Origin of the sequence: Staphylococcus sp. IVB6214 (genome assembly GCF_025558585.1) — a bacterium.
Classification (GTDB): domain Bacteria; phylum Bacillota; class Bacilli; order Staphylococcales; family Staphylococcaceae; genus Staphylococcus.
The window spans coordinates 1226302-1246736 of record NZ_CP094723.1 but is presented as its reverse complement, the minus strand read 5'-3'; the positions used below and the strand labels follow the sequence as shown (position 1 = coordinate 1246736).

Here is a 20435-nt window from a genome sequence, read left to right as displayed (position 1 = left end):
AGGGTGGCAACACGGCAATTGAACGTCCCTTATATGTGCGAGCATATAAGGGGCGTTTTGTTTTTACCATTGTTGCAATAAAGATGATGATCATCCAAGAAAGTAAGGAGATGTATAAAATGATTAATATCCCACGTGGAACGCAAGATATTTTACCGGAATCTTCCGCAAAGTGGCGTTATATCGAATCAAAGTTGCATGATTTGATGGCGTGTTATAACTATGAAGAAATTCGAACACCTATTTTTGAAAGCACAGAACTTTTTGCGAGAGGTGTCGGTGATTCTACGGACGTCGTACAAAAAGAAATGTATACGTTCAAAGATAAAGGTGATCGTAGCTTAACATTACGCCCTGAAGGAACAGCAGCTGTTGTACGTAGTTACATTGAAAATAAAATGCAAGGTTTACCGAATCAACCCGTAAAACTTTATTACAATGGACCGATGTTTAGATATGAACGTAAACAAAAGGGTCGCTACCGCCAATTCAACCAATTTGGTGTAGAAGCAATCGGTGCAGAAGACCCAAACATTGATGCAGAAGTCTTAGCATTGGTGATGCATATTTATCAATCATTCGGTTTGAAAAATTTAAAGCTTGTTATTAATAGTATCGGTGATGCCGAGTCAAGAGTTGAATATCAGCAAGCATTACGTGAACATTTTCAACCAGTAATTCAAAATTATTGTCCAGATTGTCAAAAACGAATTGAAACAAACCCAATGCGTATTTTGGATTGTAAAGTAGACCGCGATCAACCTGAAATGCAAACAGCACCTGCAATTACTGACTATTTAAATGATACGTCAAAAGCATATTTTGAAGCTGTAAAAGCACATTTAGATCGCTTAGGAATTCCGTATGTAGTAGATCCTAACCTTGTGCGTGGTTTAGATTACTATACACATACTGCTTTTGAATTAATGATGGACAGTGAAGGTTATGATGGGGCAATTACGACATTATGCGGCGGTGGTCGTTATAATGGTCTGCTTGAACTTTTGGATGGACCAAAACAAACAGGTATTGGTTTTGCATTAAGTATTGAGCGTTTACTATTAGCTTTAGAAGCAGAAGGCATTGATTTACCATCAGAAAATCATCTCGACTTGTTTATCGCAACAATGGGAGAAGCTGCGGATGACTTTGCTGTGACATTGCTGAATGATTTGCGTCATGCAGGTGTTAAAGTAGACAAAGATTATTTATCTCGTAAATTAAAAGGTCAAATGAAACAAGCAGACCGTCTGAAAGCAAAATACACGATTGTTATCGGTGATCAAGAGTTAGAAACACAAGAAGTCGCAGTTAAAAATATGGAAACAGGTCAATCAGAGACATTGAAATTTGAAGAAATAGCAAGTTATATCACTAAAGGAGCTTAAAAAATGACACAAAGAACAACTTATTGTGGATTAGTAACAGAATCATTATTAGGACAAGAAATTACGTTAAAAGGATGGGTACACAACAGACGTGACCTTGGTGGATTAATCTTCGTCGATGTCCGCGACCGTGAAGGATATGTACAAGTTGTATTCAACCCAGACTTTTCAGCAGAAGCACTTGAAATGGCTGAACGTGTTCGTTCTGAATATGTTGTAGAAGTAACAGGAACAGTTACAAAACGTGATGAAGAGACAGTAAACCCTAAAATTAAAACAGGTCAAGTTGAAGTACAAGCAAAAACATTAAAGATTATCAACAAATCAGAAACACCACCGTTCGCATTGAATGAAGAAAATTTAACAGTTGATGAAAACATTCGTTTGAAATATCGTTATTTAGACTTACGTCGTGAAAAGTTTGCTGAAACATTTAAAATGCGTCATAAAACAACGCAAGCAATTCGTCGTTATCTAGATAAAGCAGGTTTCTATGATATTGAAACACCTGTTTTAACAAAATCAACACCTGAAGGCGCACGTGACTACCTTGTACCTTCACGTGTACACGACGGCGAATTCTATGCGTTACCACAGTCACCACAATTATTTAAACAATTACTAATGATCAGTGGATTTGATAAATACTATCAAATCGCAAAATGTTTCCGCGATGAAGACTTACGTGCAGACCGTCAACCTGAGTTTACACAAGTCGATATCGAAATGAGTTTTGTGGAACAAGAAGATGTCATGGCATTAGGTGAAGCAATGCTGAAAGAAGTTGTTTCAGAAGTGAAAGGTATTACACTAACAGATGCATTCCCACGTATGACATATGCTGAAGCGATGGAACGTTTTGGTAGTGACAAACCAGATACACGTTTCGGTATGGAATTAATTGATGTATCTGAACTTGGTCATTCAATGGACTTCAAAGTATTCAAAGGTGCTGTTGAAGGTGGCGGGCAAGTTAAAGCGATCGTTGTTGAAGACGGTGCGAAAGATTACACACGTAAGGATATCGATGGATTAACAGAATTTGTTAATATTTATGGTGCCAAAGGTTTGGCATGGGTAAAAGTTGTAGAAGAAGGCTTAAACGGTCCAATCGCTCGTTTCTTTGAAGAGGCACATGTGGCACAGTTACAAGAATTAACAGGAGCGAAAGCAGGAGATCTTGTATTATTTGTAGCTGACTCTAAAGACGTAGTGGCACAAAGTTTGGGTGCTTTACGTGTGAAACTTGGTAAAGAACTTGGCTTGATTGATCCTGAAGCAATGAACTTCTTATGGGTAACAGACTGGCCATTATTAGAATATGATGATGAAGCACATCGTTATGTTGCAGCACACCACCCATTCACATCACCAAAACCAGAAGATGTTGAAAAGTTAGAGACAGCACCTGAAACAGCACAAGCACAAGCATATGATATCGTATTAAATGGTTATGAATTAGGTGGCGGTTCAATCCGTATTCATGACGGTGAATTACAAGAAAAAATGTTCAAAGCACTTGGATTTACAGAAGAAGCAGCACAAGAACAATTTGGTTTCTTATTAGATGCATTCAAATTTGGTGCACCTCCACATGGTGGTATCGCATTAGGTTTAGACCGTCTTGTAATGTTACTTGCTGGTCGTACAAACTTACGTGATACAATTGCATTCCCTAAAACAGCATCTGCTACAGATTTATTAACAGATGCGCCAGGCACAGTATCAGACCGTCAATTAGATGAATTGTCGTTACGTATTAAGCATTAATCATGAACGTATGATAGTCGTTTTACTTGCTAAAAAAAGAGAATGTGTTAATATGAATGTATAAGATAGTCGTCTGGGATGTTCGTAAGTTCGCTTTTTATATTTTGACCTAACACTCTTTGATCAGGGAGTCTAATTGGTTTTCTTGCAGCGCACACGCCTCATTGGAGGACGTGCTAAACAAGAAACAGGACACCCACCTGTATATAGCAGGCCAAAATGATCAAGCACTCATAAACTACGGCATCCATGGATTCTATCGGTACGCAAGACATATTATGTCTTGCGTATTTTTTTATGGGGATATCGACCTTTAAAAGCTGAAAAGAGAGGGTTATCATGACAAAGATATGCAAAGATGGATTTACGGAATGTCCGTTAAATGAACATAGAGATATTTATAATATTACCTACACACAAAATATTTTATCTGGACGCTATAAAAACATCATTGTCTGGATTCTTAAAGATGAAAATAAAAGATATTCGGACATTAAATCGTTTTTACATGGCATTTCACAAGGATCACTGACGAAACAACTGAGAGAACTAGAAGAAGATGGTATTCTTCATAGAGAAGTGTTTCCTGAAGTCCCGCCAAAAGTGATTTATAGTCTGACTGAAAAAGGGAGAGCGCTTATCAAAATTATTGAAATGATGGATCAATTTGGTGAAATTTATGGAGTGTCATCAGAAGAAACCGATATATCTTTTGAACATTAAAGGTACTACAAATAGTACTAAGACAATTTAAATTGCCTTATTTTAAAATATCACCATTTGATTTAATATGAGACTATATAAAATTAAGGAGATGTTTTTATGAAATTTGGCATTATTGGTGCTGGTCCTATTGGTGGCACGTTATCACATAAGTTACACGGTGCAGGACATGCAGTGAAAGTTGCTGATGTCCGTTCAACAGACTTTTTAGCAGATAAGGATTTTAGTGGTCAAGCAGTACCCGTAGAAGAAGTTGTGAAAGACATCGATGTATTGATTCTATCTTTACCATTGTTCGTGATTGAAAATTTAAAGCCAATTATCGATCAATTAGAGAAACATGTCATTATTGTCGACACATCAAACTATTATCCATTCCGTGATCCACAAGTGAAAGAAATTGAAGAAGGGATGCCTGAAAGTGAGTGGGTTTCTAAACAAATTGGTAGAGATGTCGTGAAAGCTTTCAATAGCCAATTAGCCTATACTTTAGCAGAACGTGGAAAAGCTGAAAATGAGTCTGGACGAATTGGAATGGCTGTGTCAGGTAATGATGATAATCAAAAAGCAACAGTTATGGCAATTGTAAATGAAGTAGGTTTTGATCCAGTAGATAATGGTACATTAGAAAATTCATGGCGTCATCAACCAGGTTCACCTGCTTATTGCACGGAACTGAATCGAGATGCATTAAAAGTGGCTTTAGAACGCGCTGATAAAAATGCTGCTCCGAAACAACGAGACGAAGTTGGGAAACACTTTAAACCTGGTATGACACATGATGATGTTGTTCAATTAAACCGACAATTGTATAAAGATTAAAATAATAATAAATGGAGATGTTTTGTGCATTTCCATTTTTGTTTTATTTGATTTTTGAGCAAATTATATGCAAATAAATTCCGAATGTATTAGTATGAATTTAACATATTGATGAAGGGATTCACATGACAAAAGTATTTGTGTTAAGTGCAAACGGTGGCGTTGGACGCTATTTAGTTCAACAATTAAAGGCACAAAATATTGATTTTACTGCAGGTGTTCGTAAAGAAGAACAAAAAGCAGCACTTGAGGCGGAAGGTATTCATGCTACATTAGTGGATGTTGAAACAGATAATGTTGAAGCATTGACTTCCAAGTTTGATGGCTATGACCAAGTTGTTTTCTCAGTAGGATCAGGCGGTCATACAGGTGCTGACAAAACAATTGCGGTAGATTTAGATGGTGCTGTTAAAGCAATTTATGCAAGTGAAGCAGCAAAAGTAGACCATTTTGTTATGGTGTCAACTTGGGATTCACGCCGAGAAGCAATTGAAGAAGGTGGTAACTTACAACCGTACGTTATCGCAAAACATTATGCAGACGATTATTTACGTCGTAGTTCACTCAAAGCAACGATTGTACATCCTGGTATTTTAGCTGATGAGCCAGGCACAGGTAAAATTGAAATTCAATCATTATTTGAAAGTCCTGATGATATTCATATTCCACGTGAAGATGTTGCGAGTGTCCTTTATGAAGTATTAACGCAACCAGAAATTCATGGAAAAGAATTCCAAATTATCGGTGGCAATGTAGAGATTCATGAAGCCGTTGCATCACACAAATAAATCGGGTTATTTTTAAAGATAGCATGTTGCATTGTGTATCATGCTATCTTTTTTATGAGATAAGATAGAAAATGATATCCAAGACTTAAGCGTTGACATTGATATTAGATTGATTTAATATACTAATTGTACCGACCGGTAGGTTTTGAAAACTGATATTTTATTGGTTTCAAAGGAGGGGAGTAGTCATGTCTAAGAATCAAGAAATATTAAAAGTAGCACGTGATGTGATTCATTCGAAAGGTTACAATGCTACATCTATTAGTGATATTCTAAATGCTGCTGATATTGGCAAAGGTCAATTTTACTATTATTTTTCTTCAAAACGAGATATGGGGTTAGCTGTGATAGACGACATCGTTGAAGAATGGACAGAACAACTATTAATAGGCCGACTTCAAGGTAGCGAAAACCCTAAAGAAAATCTAAATGCGATGTTAGATTGGTCATTAAAGTATCATGCTGATATGGTGTCAAAAGCAGGATGTCCTGTCGGCAATCTAGCACTTGAGATGAGTGAACATGATGAAGTTTTTAGAGAAAAAATAGAAGCTTTTATTGATAAATGGATTCTTACAATCAAAGAAAATTTAGATCTTCTATACGAACAGGAGCATGTAAAGGACTTTGACTCTGAAAAACAAGCACAATCTATTTTCTCAACTATTGAAGGTGCGATTATGTTGATGAAAGTTAAACAGGATACGAAATATTTAAAAAATGCAATTGACACAATCAAAAGGCAATATCAATTGACGTGATTTAAAGATCACGTAATTGTTTAAAATAATTGTACCAACCGGTCAGTTTAGAAATAAATAATGAAAGGAGTTTTGACAATGTCGCAAAATGATAGTTTATATAAGAAATCTGATTTTAAAAGATTAGCTGAGGTGAGCAAACTTGCCCCTGAAACATTTAAAAAGTTTATGGCCTTTGACAAAGCATCATTATCAGACGGGCAATTAAGTGAAAAATTGAAGGAATCTATATCTATTGCAGTAGCTCATACAACAGGTTGTCCGCACTGTATTGAACATCACGTAAAAGCATTTAAAAAGTTAGGTGGAACAAAGGAAGAAATGGCAGAGGTGATCTTTGTAGCAACAGCATTAAAAGCAGGTTCTGCAATGGCGCATAGCGTTAATGCACTTAATGCTTATGATGAAATCGATGATGATGAACTGTACAAAGCAACCTACTTCAATAGACTGAAAGAAATGGGTCAAATAGACGAAGAACGTTTTAAAGCATTTGTGCAATTTGATCAACAAGCGTTGAAAGCAGGATTATTCACTGCAAAAGAAAAAGAACTCATGGCAATTGCTGTGGCACATACAACGGGATGCCCATATTGCATTGATATTCATACAAAAGCTGCAAAAAAAGCACAGGCATCAAAGGAAGAAGTAGCAGAAGCGATTATGGTAGTAACAGCATTAAAGGCAGGGTCAGCTTTATCACATAGCGTCAATGCTTTAAATGCATATGATAATTAAAAAAGAATATATGACAAAAAGGAGATATTAACGATGGCAACTGTAACAGTAACTGAAAAAACATTTAACAAAACGATTGAAAAAGGCGTAACGCTTATAGACTTTTGGGCGACTTGGTGTCCACCTTGTCAGATGCAATCACCTGTATTGGAAGAACTTAGCAATGAGTTAGATGGGAAAGTCACAATTGGAAAAGTAGATGTTGATCAAGAACAAAACTTGGCGGAAAAATATCAAATTCAAAGCATCCCGACATTATTAATTTTTAAAGATCGTGAATTAGTTCAAAGCTTAGTTGGCTTTAACCCTAAACCAAACTTAGAAAATGTATTAGCACAGTATTTGTAGTAAATTATTGAAGTGTAAAAGGAGTTGTAACAAATGGAAAAAGTGATGAATTACAATGATTTAATGCATAAAATGGAAACAAATGACAAGTTGTTATTGTATGTCATGGCTGAAGGTTGCGGTGTTTGCCATGCTGATTTTCCAAGAGTAGATGCGTTGGCTAAAAAATATGACATGAATAGTATACAAATCATAGTAAATGAAATTCCAGAAGCTGCTGGACAATTATCACTGTTTACAGCTCCTGTTGTAATACTATTTTATAAAAATAAAGAAATGCATCGACAAGCAAGAATCATTAACTTTGAAGAGTTAGAACAACGTATCTCAGAATTAAAAGAATTTGAAAACAATTCACATGAATCTATCTTTTTATAAACCTAGTAAAATTAACGGATGTATGTTTATAAAAAAGTTATTTTGAAGGGAGTGGGACAGCAATCTTTTATAGTAAAAAAGATTGCTGTCTCACTCTTATATTTTATTGCCTTTCAAATAAAATAAATCTTAATTTTATCCATTTTAAAGATAATACTATCTATAATGAGTTGAAGGTAACATTTTGTAATAATTCTTTAATAATCGATAATAAAGAAAGTATCGTGTATTTATAAATTTTACGAGTTTTTTTCAAAAAATTAAATAACTTGTTGACAAAATTATCAGACTAATACAATAATTGTAAATAAATAGACACAAAAATAAAGGGGGAATTTTATGAATAAACGATGGCGTTCTATTTCTATTTTGTTTATTTGTATGATTGTTGTTTTAGCAGCATGTGGCAAGGGGGATTCAAATTCTGGGGGAGACAAGAGTAAAACTGAGAAAAGTGATGCAAAAGGTGGCACACTAAATGTGGGTATTCCAGAACCACCACAAGGGGAATTTCAGAGTATTTTTACTGGCTCGCAAGGTGACGATGACGTCATTAAATTTTTCAATGAATCATTAGTAGATTTTGATGATGAACTAAATATCAAACCGAAAATTTTATCTTGGGAACAAAAGAAAGACGATAAACTTACATATACGTTTAAAGTCAAAAAAGATATTAAATGGCAAGATGGTAATCCATTCACAATTAATGACTGGATTTTCACATTAGAAACGTTAGCTGATCCTGATTATGATGGTCCGCGCTATGACTATGTAGACGGTATAAAAGGTGCAGAAGCGAAGCATAAAGGGGAAGCAGATACTATCGAAGGAATCAAAAAGATTGATGACTATACGGTGGAGTTAACATTTAAAGAGAATAAAGCAAACAATTTATTGAATCTTTGGACTGGCGCAGTGATTAGTGAGAAGGTTTTTAAAGATATTCCAGTTAAAGACATGGCAAAATCACCAGAAGTTCGTAAAAACCCAATCGGTATCGGACCTTACAAAGTAAAAAATATTGTAGATGGTGAGTCAGTAACATTAGAAAAATTTGATGATTATTGGCAAGGGGAACCTAAACTCGATAAAGTCAATCTTCGTGTAGTTGAACAAACTTCAATGGCTCAGGCATTAGAGAGTGGAGAGATTGATATGTCAACATTATCACCTCCTATTGCGAAAGAGTTGAGTGACAATAGTGTAGAAAATCTTTCATTATTGCAAGCACCTTCTACTACTTATGCGATTGTAGGTTTCGTATTAAATGACTATGATAAAAAATCACAAACAATTGGTAAGGAGCGTCCGAAGTATCAAGATAAAAAGTTACGCCAAGCAATGGCGCACGCGATTAATCGTAAAGAATGGATTGACGCTTTTTATTACGGCTACGGTAAACCATTGAATGGATTAATTCCATCATCTCATTGGAGTGGCGCAAGTGAAGGTGACGTTCCAACATATGATTACGATGTAAAAAAAGCAAAAAAATTATTAGATGAAGCTGGCTACAAAGATAAAGATGGTGATGGTTGGAGAGAAGACAAAGATGGAAAACCATTCGTTATCAACTTGAAACACTATGCAGGTTCCAACCCAACATTTGAACCACGTACAGCAGCGCTTAAAGGGTACTGGGAAAAAGTTGGTTTGAAAACAAAAACTGAAATGGTTGAGTTTGGTAAGTTCAGTCAAGACTTAGAAAGTGCTGAAAAAGATATGGAAGTTTATGTAAGAACTTGGGTACAAGGTGCAGATCCAGACCCATCCGGTTTATACAAGTCTAATGCGTTATGGAATGAATCTCGATACAACAATGCAGATGCTGACAAGTTACTTGAAGATGCAGTTGATGGTGAAGTTGTTGGAGATGACAAAGAAAAACGTAAAGAGAAATATTTAGAATGGCAGAAGATAATGGCAGAAGACGTACCTGTTATTCCTATTGTTGAACTTGAAGATGTTACAGCTGTAAGCAACAAAGTGAAAAACTTTGAAGTATCTCTCAGCGGAACTAACCCAATTTATGAATGGACAGTTGAAGAATAATGCATTAGGTGTAGTGTTGTAAAGGATTGGGCGATTGTACTGCTCAATCCTTTAATTTCGCTCACAATACATATACAAGGGGATCGGGGGAACATGTATGGAAAATAAAGAACTGTTGAAAGTGAAAGATTTATGTGCAGGTTTTGAAATTAATGGTCAACGTTATAATGCGATTTCAAATATTAACTTAACCATCAATAAAGGGGAAGTCATGGGTATAGTTGGTGAGTCAGGATCTGGAAAATCTGTGCTCAGTATGTCAATTATGCGCTTGCTACCTGATAAAATTGGTGAGATTCATAGTGGTGAAGTATATTTCAAACAGAAACGAATCGACAATCTGTTAATGAATGACTTTAATAAAATTCGTGGGAATGCGTTGGCGATGATTTTCCAAGAACCAATGACGTCACTCAATCCAGTATTCACAATCGGAAACCAGATGGTCGAAATGATGATCAATCATCTTGATGTGAATAAGTCACAAGCAAAAGAACGTGCAATTAGCTTGTTGAAACAAGTAGGGATTCCCCGTGCCGAAGAAGTCGTAGATTCCTATCCGCATCAATTATCTGGTGGAATGCGTCAACGTGTAATGATTGCGATGGCAATTTCATGTTCACCAGAACTACTGATTGCCGATGAACCAACAACAGCACTCGACGTGACTGTACAAGCACAAATACTAGAACTTTTAAAATTTATTCAACAAGATAATAATATGGGAATTATTTTTATATCACATGATCTCGGGGTAATCTCCGAAGTGTGTGATAACGTCGCTGTGATGTATGCTGGAGAAATTGTTGAACGTGCAAGTGTTGAAGATATTTTCAATGAACCGAAACATCCTTATACGAGATTGTTGATTAAAGCAATTCCACGTTTGGACATTGAACAGGAAAGATTAGAGACGATTGAAGGAACAGTACCGGGGCTGGATGAACTTCCAGAAGTAGGATGTAAGTTTGCTAATCGTTGTCCTCATGCAATGGCAGCTTGTATGCAACAAAATCTTAAAACGATTCATATTAATGAAACACATCGTGTATCGTGTCATTTGTTTGATGAAACGGTAATGGCAGAAGGGGGCGTAACACATGTCGAATGATTCCATTTTAGAAGTAAAAAATTTGAAGCAATATTATCCAATTAGAGGAGGCATCTTTCAACGTAAAGTTGGAGAAGTAAAAGCAGTGGATGGCATCTCTTTTACTGTAAAAAAGGGACAAACGGTCGGACTTGTTGGAGAATCTGGCTGTGGTAAGTCATCAGCTGGTCGTACGATTTTACGATTGCAAGATGTGACTTCAGGTGAAATTCACTTTTGCAACCAAAACATTACACGGTTAAAAGGGAAAGCACTTCGTGAAGCACGGAAAGGATTTCAAATGGTTTTCCAAGACCCATATGCATCTCTTAACCCAATGCAAATGGTTGGTGACATCGTGGGTGAACCGATTCGTAACTATTATAAAAAGACACAAAAAGAAATCGAAGGAGAAGTGAAAGATTTATTGAGACGTGTCGGTTTGAACGAACAATCTTATTACAAATATGCACATGAGTTCTCTGGTGGGCAACGACAACGTGTCGGTATTGCAAGAGCACTTGCACTAAAACCTAAACTTATTATTGCCGATGAACCAGTAAGTGCGCTCGATGTCTCTGTCCAATCACAGGTGTTAAATATTATGGATGAACTTCAAGAAGAATTCGGCTTAAGTTACTTGTTTATTGCACATGATTTAAGTGTTGTTAAACATGTGAGTGATTATATTTGTGTTATGTATTTAGGACACATCGTTGAACAAGGGCCTGCCGAGTCGATTTATAATCGACCACAGCATCCTTACACACAATCTCTCATCTCAGCCATTCCAGAGATTCGTCCGGGTGAAAAGAAAGAGCGAATCTTGTTACATGGAGACCTTCCTTCACCAAGTGATCCACCCAAAGGTTGCCCATTCCATACGAGATGTCCGGTTGCTAAGCCAGAATGCGCGATACAGAAACCCGACTATCGTCAAGTTGAACCTGATCACTTTGCAGCATGTATTCTTTTAGAAGAAGAGGTGTTTCCACAATGACAACATTAATTATTAGACGTTTTTTACTGATGATTCCATTACTAATAGGTATGTCAATTGTTATCTTTATGCTTGCGAAGCTTCAGCCAGGTGATGCATTTACTGGTCAGATGGATCCGAATGTAAGTGCAAGCTATTATGAAGAGCAGCGTGAAAAGTTGGGACTCAATGATTCTATCTCTAAACAATATATGACGTGGGGTAAAAATGTTCTGCAAGGAGAACTTGGCGACTCTATTCGTTATAAACGCCCTGTGATCGATCTAATTGAAGAAAGAATGCCGAATACGATTTTGTTAGGTGTTATCAGTATTGTAATTACATACCTTATTGCATTTCCGCTTGGTATTGTATCAGGACGCAAACCGTATAGTTCGATCGATTACAGCATTCAATTTATCAACTATTTAATGCTAGCTATTCCTTCGTTCGTTGCGGGTGTGTTCGCTATTTATGTGTTTGCCTTTCAACTTGGCTGGTTCCCATTCTCAGGGTCTGTTGAGATAGGTCTTGAAAGCGGTACCTTTGAATATTATATGAGTAAATTATATCATTCCATCTTACCGGGAACAGTTCTTGGTTTATTATCAACTGCTAGTTATGTACAATTTTTAAGAAATGACATTATCGAAAATTCACGTAGAGATTATGTCAGAACTGCACGTTCAAAAGGTTTGTCAGAATCAAAAATTTATAATAAACATATTTTACGAAATTCAATTATTCCAATCGTTACATTCTTCGGAGCGGATGTATTATCTGTCTTTGGTGGTGCGGTGATTACTGAAACAATCTTCTCATATCCAGGAATTGGGAAGTTACTCATTGATGCAATCAGTGGGAAAGACTATCCGCTGATGATGGCACTCCTCCTTTTCTTCTCATTTTTAGGTTTATTAGCAAATCTGATTTCGGATATCGCATACAGCATTGTGGATCCGCGAATTAAGAGTAATTAGGAGGCGAAAATGATGTCAAAACATGTGAAACAAAAGAATCGTTCACCATATCAAATTGCATTTCGTAAATTTTTGAAAAATAAACCAGCGATGTCAGCGAGTATTATTTTAGCATTGATATTCATTATTTCGCTTTTATCACCACTTCTCGCACCACATGATCCAAACGTACAAAACTTAGTGTTAATCAAGGGACAGATGTCAGCTGAACATTGGTTAGGCACAGATTCGGGTGGTCGTGACATATTTAGTCGCTTATTGTACTCTGGTCGAGTATCCTTAACATTCGGATTGATAACGACTGTTGGATTGATGATAATTGGAATACTTGTTGGCATGATTTCAGGTTATTATGGTGGCTGGGTAGATACAGTATTGATGCGTTTTACTGAGTTTGTCATGCTCTTCCCATTCATCCCATTTGCTGTCGTATTAAATGCGACATTCAGTGGGAAGATAGAAAATCAATATGGTTCAGCAATTATCTTGGCCGTTGTGCTGATCGCATTGTCTTGGGTCGGTGTAGCACGAATTGTCAGAGGGAAAGTCATGCAAGAGAAGGAAAATGAATATTTTTTAGCCGCGAAGTCAATCGGAACACCAGTGCATAAAATTTTGTTCAAACATTTATTCCCGAATATATTAAGTGTTGTGATTGTGCAAGCGACATTAATTTTTGCAGTTCAAATTGTAGCAGAAGCAGGACTTAGCTTCTTAGGATTTGGGATTGATAAAACAGTACCGACATGGGGAAATATGTTGAGTGATGCGCAAGAAGGGGATATTCTACGTGGTAAACCATGGATTTGGATGCCACCAGCGATTGCAATTACAGTAACAATTTTATGCATTAACTTTATTGGTGAAGGACTGAAAGATGCGTTGAATCCAAAATCAAGACATTAATAAATATTTATTTTTGTAGGCACACTAAGAAATCTTTTCGTATAAGGTTTCGTAGTGTGTCTTTTTTGTGACTTGCATGATACTTTTATATCATACATACTGTAAGTAAATAATTTGGAATGAAGAGGGAGAAAAAATGAAACACCAATTTTCAAGAAATGAACTTGCGATCGGGAAAGAAGGCCTTGATCGTCTTAAAAATACAACCGTTGCAGTACTGGGTGTTGGCGGTGTCGGAACATTTGCCGCTGAAGCTTTAGCACGTACAAATATCGGACATATTATTTTAATTGATAAAGATGATGTAGATATTACAAACGTTAACCGTCAGTTACATGCATTAACAACAACAGTTGGCCAAAGTAAAGTAACGTTGATGGAAGAACGCATTAAGTTGATCAATCCGGATTGTAAAGTGACGTCATTACATATGTTCTATACTGAAGAGACATATGAACAACTATTCGATGACTATGACATTGATTATGTTGTTGATGCGAGTGATACAATCATTTATAAAGTACATTTGATGGAGCAATGTTTACAACGTGGTATCCAAATTATTTCAAGTATGGGGGCTGCTAACAAAACAGACCCAACACGTTTTGAAATCACAGATATCTCAAAAACACATACAGATCCAATAGCGCGTATTATTCGCCAAAAATTAAAACAAAAGAAAATTTATCGTGGGATTCCTGTCGTTTTCTCTGATGAAAGCCCAATCGTTATTCGTGAAGATGTAAAAGCTGTTGTCGGAGATGCACAAGGTAAAAACCGTAAAGCTCAGATGCCACCTGCCTCTAATGCTTTCTGTCCAAGTACAGTTGGCTTAATAATGGCAAGTTATGTATGTAATAAAATCGTAGAAGATATTCCTGTTACTCGTATAAAAGATAAACAATAATACAAAATGCCTCACATTGAGTGGGGCATTTTGTATTATTGTTGTTTTTTGATATTTTCATAAATTTGTTTCATTTGTTGTTCTGTCTTAGACGTTTCTTTCGGTTGATAATACTGTTTATTTTTAAGTTTGTTTGGTAGATATTGTTGTGCGACAAATCCTGAATCATAACTATGTGGGTATTTGTATCCAATTGCACGACCTAGTTCTTTGGCACCACTGTAATGACCGTCACGCAAATGATCGGGTATTTGACCGACATGGCCTTTGCGTATATCTGATAGTGCCGCATCAATAGATGTAATGGCGGAGTTGGATTTCGGTGATAAACAAAGTTCAATCACAGCTTGGCTAAGTGGGATGCGTGCTTCTGGAAATCCAAGACGTTCGGCTGCTTCAATTGCAGCGAGTGTACGTTGACCAGCACTCGGAGATGCAAGTCCAATATCTTCATAACTAATGACTAATAAACGTCGCGCAATCGTCAGAAGGTCGCCGGCTTGAATTAAACGTGCAAGATAGTGTAAAGCTGCATCAACGTCACTCCCACGAATGGACTTTTGGAAGGCACTCATCACATCGTAATGCATATCACCGTCTTTATCACTTAAGAATGCACCACGTTGTAAGCAATCCTCTGCATCTTTTAATGTGATATGAGCTGGTTTTGAATTGGCACTTAATACTGCTAGTTCCAGAGCATTCAACGCACTTCGTACATCACCTTGACTTTGTGTTGCGAAATATTCAAATGCATCGTCATCAATTGTAGGTTCATATGACTTCAAACCACGCTCGTCATCGTCCAATGCATGTTGTAAGGCTTGCTTAATATCGTCAGCTTCCAGTGGATACAATTCAAAAATCTGTGCACGTGAACGTATCGCAGGGTTAATCGCATGATAAGGGTTCGAAGTCGTTGCGCCAATAAGTACGATTTTGCCATTTTCAAGATGAGGTAATAAAAAATCTTGTTTTGCCTTATCAAGTCGGTGAATCTCATCGAGTAACAAAATGACTTGTCCCGACATTTTTGCTTCTTCTACAATCAACTGCATATCTTTTTTTGTATTTGTAACGGCATTCAACTGTCGAAACTTAAACGCTGTACTACCGGCAATCGCTTGGGCAATGCTCGTTTTACCTATACCTGGAGGGCCATAAAATATCATTGACGATAAGCGTTGCGCTTGAACCATACGTCGAATAATTCCAGTATCACCTACAAGGTGTTGTTGTGCAATCACCTCGTCGATATTGCGTGGTCGCATGCGTGAAGCTAAAGGTTCGGTTGTCATGGAATACCTCCTGTTCGTATTATCGAGTAAATGACTCAACTATTATTTGTACTCTTGTCACAATGGTATTATAATAATATAAATAGTGAAAAATTGTAAGCAAATAGGATGGATAGGTGAGATGATTTAATGAAAATATCGACTAAAGGTAGATATGGTTTAACATTGATGATTGCTTTAGCAAAAAGAGAAGGTACAGGATGCGTGTCTTTAAAAACAATTGCTGAAGAAAATGACCTCAGTGATTTATATCTGGAACAACTTGTCGGTCCGCTACGTAATGCAGGATTAATTAGAAGTGTACGTGGTGCAAAAGGTGGCTATGAATTAAACATGTCATCTGAAGAGATTACAGCAGGTGATATTATTCGACTACTTGAAGGACCATTGACAATTGTAGAACGCATTGAGTCCGAACCCCCTGCACAACAGCAGTTGTGGCTGAGAATGCGAGATGCTGTGAAAGAAGTTTTAGATAAGACTACATTGCAATCATTAGCAGCATATGAAGATACGACAGATTTAGAAGGGTATATGTTCTATATTTAACGAACCTTCAACTATTATGAAAAAATATTGAACCTTATGTTTATCAGAATAGCAGGTGGGGTATAGTTATTTGTAATTACTATTAGGAGGTAATGTATTATGACAAACGAAGAAAGTAAATTCGATCAATTAAAAGGTAACGTGAAAGAAACTGCAGGTAATGCAGTAGGCGATAAAACGTTAGAAAACGAAGGTAAACAAGACAAAGCAGCTGGAAAAGTTAAAGAAGCTGTTGAAAATGTAAAAGAAAAAGCAACAGATGCAATTGACAAATTAAAAGGCGACAAATAATCGCCTGAAATATTGAGCAGTAGAGACTATATAAAGTTTCTACTGCTTTTTTGATTAAGCATCCAAATCGTTTTATATAAGTCAGATGGATGCTTAATTATATATTATTCAATTTCTTCATTTAGTTCATCTAATACTTCCTTAAAATACTGATAAGATAGCGTTTGTTTTTCTTTATCATAGATGTAGCTGACACCCATGATTTCATCTATTTCGCCATAATAGTTTACAAAATCTTTAATCTGCTGTTTAACAGCGGCTTTATCGCCAACTAATGATTGTTGAATACGTGCATCTGCCATTGCAACTTCTTGTGGTGACATAACACTGTTTAAGTCTTTCACAGGTGGTTGCATTTTTTGCATGCGCCCTCTAGTAATACCTGTAAACATTTGTGCTTGTGTTGTAGCTAAATATAAAGCTTCATCATGTGTCTCTGCCATAATAACGTTTAAACCAACCATAACGTATGGGCTGTCAAGATACTCAGATGGCTCAAAAAGTTCACGATAAATAGCTAAAGCTTCTTTCATTTGTTGTGGTGCAAAGTGACCTGCGAATACATAAGGTAAGCCTTCACGTGCTGCAAGATGCGCAGAGTCAGTTGATGAACCTAAAACATAGACAGGGATTTCTGAACCAACAGCTGGGATGGCTTTGACGTATCCTTGTTTTGTATCAGGACCCATGTAATGAATGAGTTGTTTCACTTCTTCAGGGAATTGATACACACCATCATGTTTGTCACGACGTAACGCATTGGCTGTTGCCATGTCAGTACCTGGCGCACGTCCTAATCCGATATCAAGGCGGTCACCGTATATTTGATGTAAAGTGCCAAACTGTTCTGCCACAACGAGTGGGGCGTGGTTTGGTAACATAATACCACCTGAACCAACACGTAACGTGTTCGTATGTGACAATGTATGTTGAATGAGGATTGATGTTGCAGAGCTCACTAACGTTGGGGCGTTGTGATGTTCTGCAATCCAATAGCGTTCATATGACTTCTCTTCTAATGATTGTGCTAATTGTACCATTTCATCAATAGCTTCTCGTTCGTTGGAACCTTCTCTGATTGGAACAAGGTTTAATGCGGAATAACGAATCTTTTTCATGATGCAATACACTCCTTTTCTGACGTTAGTATAGCACCTGTTTTATTTCATATCTTCAAAATTGCTTACAGCGTTTCGTTGCAGTTCATCCTTGTTCGTCATACAATAGAAGTGATTGAAATGGAGAGTCAGAAACAGACTACTAGCAAATTAAAAAAGGCAATGCTAAAATAGGACCATTGATTATCAGAAAGGACTGTCGTTAAATGGCGATTTATGCAGATTATGCAGCGACTACACCAGTGAAACCACAAGTAATTGAGTCTATGATGCGCATTTATCAAACGCATTATGGTAACCCATCTTCAATTCATACGCAAGGAAGAGATGCACGCCATTATTTAGATTCTGCACGACGTGATGTTGCCAAAATAATAAATGCAGAACCGAGCGAAATTATTTTTACGAGTGGTGCAACCGAATCTAATAATACGGTGATAAAAGGAATTGCCCAAGCTAACCGTCAACAAGGTATGCATATAGTTACAACTAAAATCGAACATCATTCAGTATTACATGTTTTTGAACAATTAGAACGAGAAGGCTTTGAAGTTACGTATTTAGATGTTGATGATTCAGGACTTGTAGATGTTCAACAACTGAAACGCGTTTTACGTGATGATACGACACTCGTTTCTATTATGCTTGTAAATAATGAAGTTGGAACGGTACAAGATATTGATACAATACAAGAAATCGTATCGGAATCAAACGCATATCTCCATACAGATGCTGTACAAGCTATGGGTCATTTGCCGATTGATGTAAAAGAACTCAATGTTGACGCATTAAGTCTAACAGCACATAAATTTGGAGGACCCAAAGGTGTAGGTGCCTTATATGTCAAGAAGAATACATTGATTCGCTATCAGCAACAAGGGGGCGAACAAGAAACAAAACGACGTGCAGGTACAGAAAATGTCCCACAAATTGTCGGTCTTTCTGAGGCATTAAAATTAGCTGATGAAGAACGTGATATGCATAATATCCATGTTGCACAATTAAAGGAACAACTTATCGTTGGATTACAAGATAGAGCGATTCCTTTTGAAGTAAATGGTTCAATGGTGGAGACGACGAATCATATCGTAAACCTTTATTTTCCATTTATAGATATTGAAACCTTGCTCACTTTATTAGATTTAGCAGGGATTTATGTATCATCCGGGTCTGCATGTACAGCTGGATCAACAATCCCGTCACATGTGCTTTCTGCGATGTATGGGAAAGATGATCGTGTGACGCATTCTGTACGAATTAGCTTAAATGAATTAATGACAACAGAAGATATCAATCGAATCATTATAGAGATACAAAAAATATATTTAAAATTTAAATAGGAGGAACGTTCGTGACAAATAAAAACACGCGTGTTGTTGTCGGTATGTCTGGCGGTGTTGACAGTTCTGTAACAGCACATTTATTAAAAGAACAAGGGTATGATGTCATCGGTATTTTTATGAAAAACTGGGATGATACGGATGAGAATGGCGTGTGTACGGCAACGGAAGATTACAATGACGTGATTGCGGTATGTAATCAAATTGGTATTCCATATTATGCGGTGAACTTTGAACAAGAATATTGGGATAAAGTTTTCACATACTTTTTAGATGAATATAAAAAAGGACGCACGCCAAATCCTGATGTGATGTGTAATAAAGAAATTAAGTTTAAGGCTTTCTTAGAGCATGCGTTGAAGCTTGGTGCGGACTATGTTGCGACAGGTCACTATGCACGTGTGAGACGCAATGAAGATGGTAGTGTAGAAATGCTACGTGGTGTAGACCAAAACAAAGACCAAACATATTTCTTAAATCAATTAACAGAAGCACAATTACAAAAAGTAATGTTCCCAATTGGTGATATTGACAAAAAAGAAGTGCGCAAAATTGCATTAGAACAAGACTTGGCTACGGCGAAGAAAAAAGACTCAACAGGAATTTGTTTCATTGGTGAACGTAACTTCAAAACATTCCTATCACAATATTTGCCAGCACAATCGGGTGAAATGCGTACACTGAATGGTGAATTAAAAGGTCAGCATAGTGGACTTATGTATTACACAATTGGACAAAGACATGGCTTAGGTATTGGTGGCGATGGCGATCCATGGTTCGTAGTCGGCAAGAACTTGGAAGATAACGTATTGTATGTCGAACAAGGGTTCCACCACGATGCCTTGTATAGTGATTATCTTGTTGCATCTGACGTATCATTCGTAAATCCAATAGATTTGTCTGAGCCGTTGAAATGTACAGCGAAATTTAGATATCGTCAACAAGATACAGGTGTAACTATCACGAAAGAAAGTGATGATGCTATTCGTGTGACATTTGATGAACCAGTACGTGCGATTACACCAGGACAAGCAGTTGTTTTTTATGACGGTGATGTTTGCCTAGGTGGCGCAACAATTGACGATGTATACAAAAATAGTGGTCAACTAAGCTACGTTGTATAATCATATTCATATAAAATAGGGAGATACTGTAAAATGTTGAATTTTACCGTGTCCCCCTATTTTAGTTATGTGATGTTTTGAT

General features: G+C 36.8%; 21 protein-coding genes and 1 other RNA gene. 20 read left to right on the top strand and 2 right to left on the bottom strand.

Translation table 11 applies throughout. The annotated features are described in order from the left end of the window. Positions 1-119 precede the first annotated feature (119 nt). The 16 genes from hisS to MUA51_RS06000 all read left to right on the top strand — a co-directional run bounded on the left by hisS (position 120) and on the right by MUA51_RS06000 (position 14633). The gene (gene hisS / locus MUA51_RS06075) at positions 120-1388 is read left to right on the top strand and encodes a histidine--tRNA ligase (protein ID WP_262558822.1); all 1269 of its coding nucleotides are present in this window, start codon (positions 120-122) and stop codon (positions 1386-1388) included. A gap of 3 nt (positions 1389-1391) precedes the next feature. Beyond that, positions 1392-3158, top strand: coding sequence for an aspartate--tRNA ligase (aspS, locus tag MUA51_RS06070; protein ID WP_262558820.1), 1767 nt, complete (start codon positions 1392-1394; stop codon positions 3156-3158). Between the two features lie 67 nt (positions 3159-3225). After that, positions 3226-3418, top strand: a non-coding RNA gene (ssrS, locus tag MUA51_RS06065) — 6S RNA. Between the two features lie 79 nt (positions 3419-3497). Next, positions 3498-3881 carry a winged helix-turn-helix transcriptional regulator gene (locus MUA51_RS06060; protein ID WP_262558819.1) on the top strand — a complete coding sequence of 128 codons (384 nt, stop codon included), beginning with the start codon at positions 3498-3500 and terminating at the stop codon, positions 3879-3881. Between the two features lie 99 nt (positions 3882-3980). Further along, a complete protein-coding gene (locus MUA51_RS06055; RefSeq protein ID WP_262558816.1) occupies positions 3981-4703 on the top strand; it encodes an NADPH-dependent F420 reductase in 723 nt (240 codons plus the stop codon). Between the two features lie 125 nt (positions 4704-4828). After that, positions 4829-5491, top strand: coding sequence for an SDR family oxidoreductase (locus tag MUA51_RS06050; RefSeq protein WP_262558814.1), 663 nt, complete (start codon positions 4829-4831; stop codon positions 5489-5491). 188 nt (positions 5492-5679) lie between these two features. Next, positions 5680-6252 (top strand): TetR/AcrR family transcriptional regulator, encoded by a 573-nt coding sequence (locus tag MUA51_RS06045; protein WP_262558810.1) that lies wholly within the window; start codon positions 5680-5682, stop codon positions 6250-6252. A gap of 78 nt (positions 6253-6330) precedes the next feature. Continuing rightward, a complete protein-coding gene (locus MUA51_RS06040; RefSeq protein WP_262558808.1) occupies positions 6331-6990 on the top strand; it encodes a carboxymuconolactone decarboxylase family protein in 660 nt (219 codons plus the stop codon). A gap of 33 nt (positions 6991-7023) precedes the next feature. After that, positions 7024-7338 carry a thioredoxin gene (gene trxA / locus MUA51_RS06035; RefSeq protein WP_262558806.1) on the top strand — a complete coding sequence of 105 codons (315 nt, stop codon included), beginning with the start codon at positions 7024-7026 and terminating at the stop codon, positions 7336-7338. 33 nt (positions 7339-7371) lie between these two features. Further along, positions 7372-7716 (top strand): thioredoxin family protein, encoded by a 345-nt coding sequence (locus tag MUA51_RS06030; RefSeq protein ID WP_262558804.1) that lies wholly within the window; start codon positions 7372-7374, stop codon positions 7714-7716. A gap of 339 nt (positions 7717-8055) precedes the next feature. Continuing rightward, positions 8056-9771, top strand: a complete 1716-nt coding sequence (gene opp4A / locus MUA51_RS06025; protein ID WP_262558801.1) for an oligopeptide ABC transporter substrate-binding protein — start codon at positions 8056-8058, stop codon at positions 9769-9771. A 97-nt stretch (positions 9772-9868) separates the two neighbouring features. Beyond that, entirely contained in the window at positions 9869-10882 is a 1014-nt protein-coding gene (locus tag MUA51_RS06020) for an ABC transporter ATP-binding protein (protein WP_262558799.1), read from the top strand. Next, a complete protein-coding gene (locus tag MUA51_RS06015) occupies positions 10872-11861 on the top strand; it encodes an ABC transporter ATP-binding protein (protein ID WP_262558798.1) in 990 nt (329 codons plus the stop codon). The genes MUA51_RS06020 and MUA51_RS06015 overlap by 11 nt, the downstream gene beginning before the upstream one ends. Then, entirely contained in the window at positions 11858-12820 is a 963-nt protein-coding gene (gene opp4B / locus MUA51_RS06010; protein WP_262558797.1) for an oligopeptide ABC transporter permease, read from the top strand. The genes MUA51_RS06015 and opp4B overlap by 4 nt, the downstream gene beginning before the upstream one ends. Positions 12821-12832: 12 nt before the next feature. After that, positions 12833-13726: an oligopeptide ABC transporter permease gene (gene opp4C / locus MUA51_RS06005; protein ID WP_262558795.1), complete on the top strand. Its 894-nt coding sequence runs from the start codon at positions 12833-12835 to the stop codon at positions 13724-13726. Between the two features lie 136 nt (positions 13727-13862). Continuing rightward, complete coding sequence (locus tag MUA51_RS06000) at positions 13863-14633, top strand: tRNA threonylcarbamoyladenosine dehydratase (RefSeq protein WP_262558794.1); 771 nt, start codon at positions 13863-13865, stop codon at positions 14631-14633. Positions 14634-14668: 35 nt separating this feature from the next. On the opposite strand, the gene MUA51_RS05995 is transcribed toward MUA51_RS06000, so the two are convergent. Continuing rightward, positions 14669-15931, bottom strand: a complete 1263-nt coding sequence (locus MUA51_RS05995; protein ID WP_262558793.1) for a replication-associated recombination protein A — start codon at positions 15929-15931, stop codon at positions 14669-14671. Between the two features lie 129 nt (positions 15932-16060). On the opposite strand from MUA51_RS05995, the gene cymR reads away from it, so the two are divergent. Together cymR and MUA51_RS05985 are read left to right on the top strand one after the other, a co-directional pair. After that, complete coding sequence (cymR, locus tag MUA51_RS05990; protein ID WP_262558792.1) at positions 16061-16480, top strand: cysteine metabolism transcriptional regulator CymR; 420 nt, start codon at positions 16061-16063, stop codon at positions 16478-16480. 99 nt (positions 16481-16579) lie between these two features. Then, entirely contained in the window at positions 16580-16771 is a 192-nt protein-coding gene (locus tag MUA51_RS05985) for a CsbD family protein (protein ID WP_262558791.1), read from the top strand. 104 nt (positions 16772-16875) lie between these two features. On the opposite strand, the gene MUA51_RS05980 is transcribed toward MUA51_RS05985, so the two are convergent. Beyond that, positions 16876-17889: an LLM class flavin-dependent oxidoreductase gene (locus MUA51_RS05980; protein ID WP_262558789.1), complete on the bottom strand. Its 1014-nt coding sequence runs from the start codon at positions 17887-17889 to the stop codon at positions 16876-16878. Positions 17890-18095: 206 nt separating this feature from the next. On the opposite strand from MUA51_RS05980, the gene MUA51_RS05975 reads away from it, so the two are divergent. Both MUA51_RS05975 and mnmA read left to right on the top strand, forming a co-directional pair. After that, positions 18096-19229, top strand: a complete 1134-nt coding sequence (locus tag MUA51_RS05975; protein WP_262558786.1) for a cysteine desulfurase family protein — start codon at positions 18096-18098, stop codon at positions 19227-19229. An 11-nt stretch (positions 19230-19240) separates the two neighbouring features. Beyond that, positions 19241-20353, top strand: coding sequence for a tRNA 2-thiouridine(34) synthase MnmA (gene mnmA, locus MUA51_RS05970; RefSeq protein WP_262558784.1), 1113 nt, complete (start codon positions 19241-19243; stop codon positions 20351-20353). Positions 20354-20435: the final 82 nt, after the last annotated feature.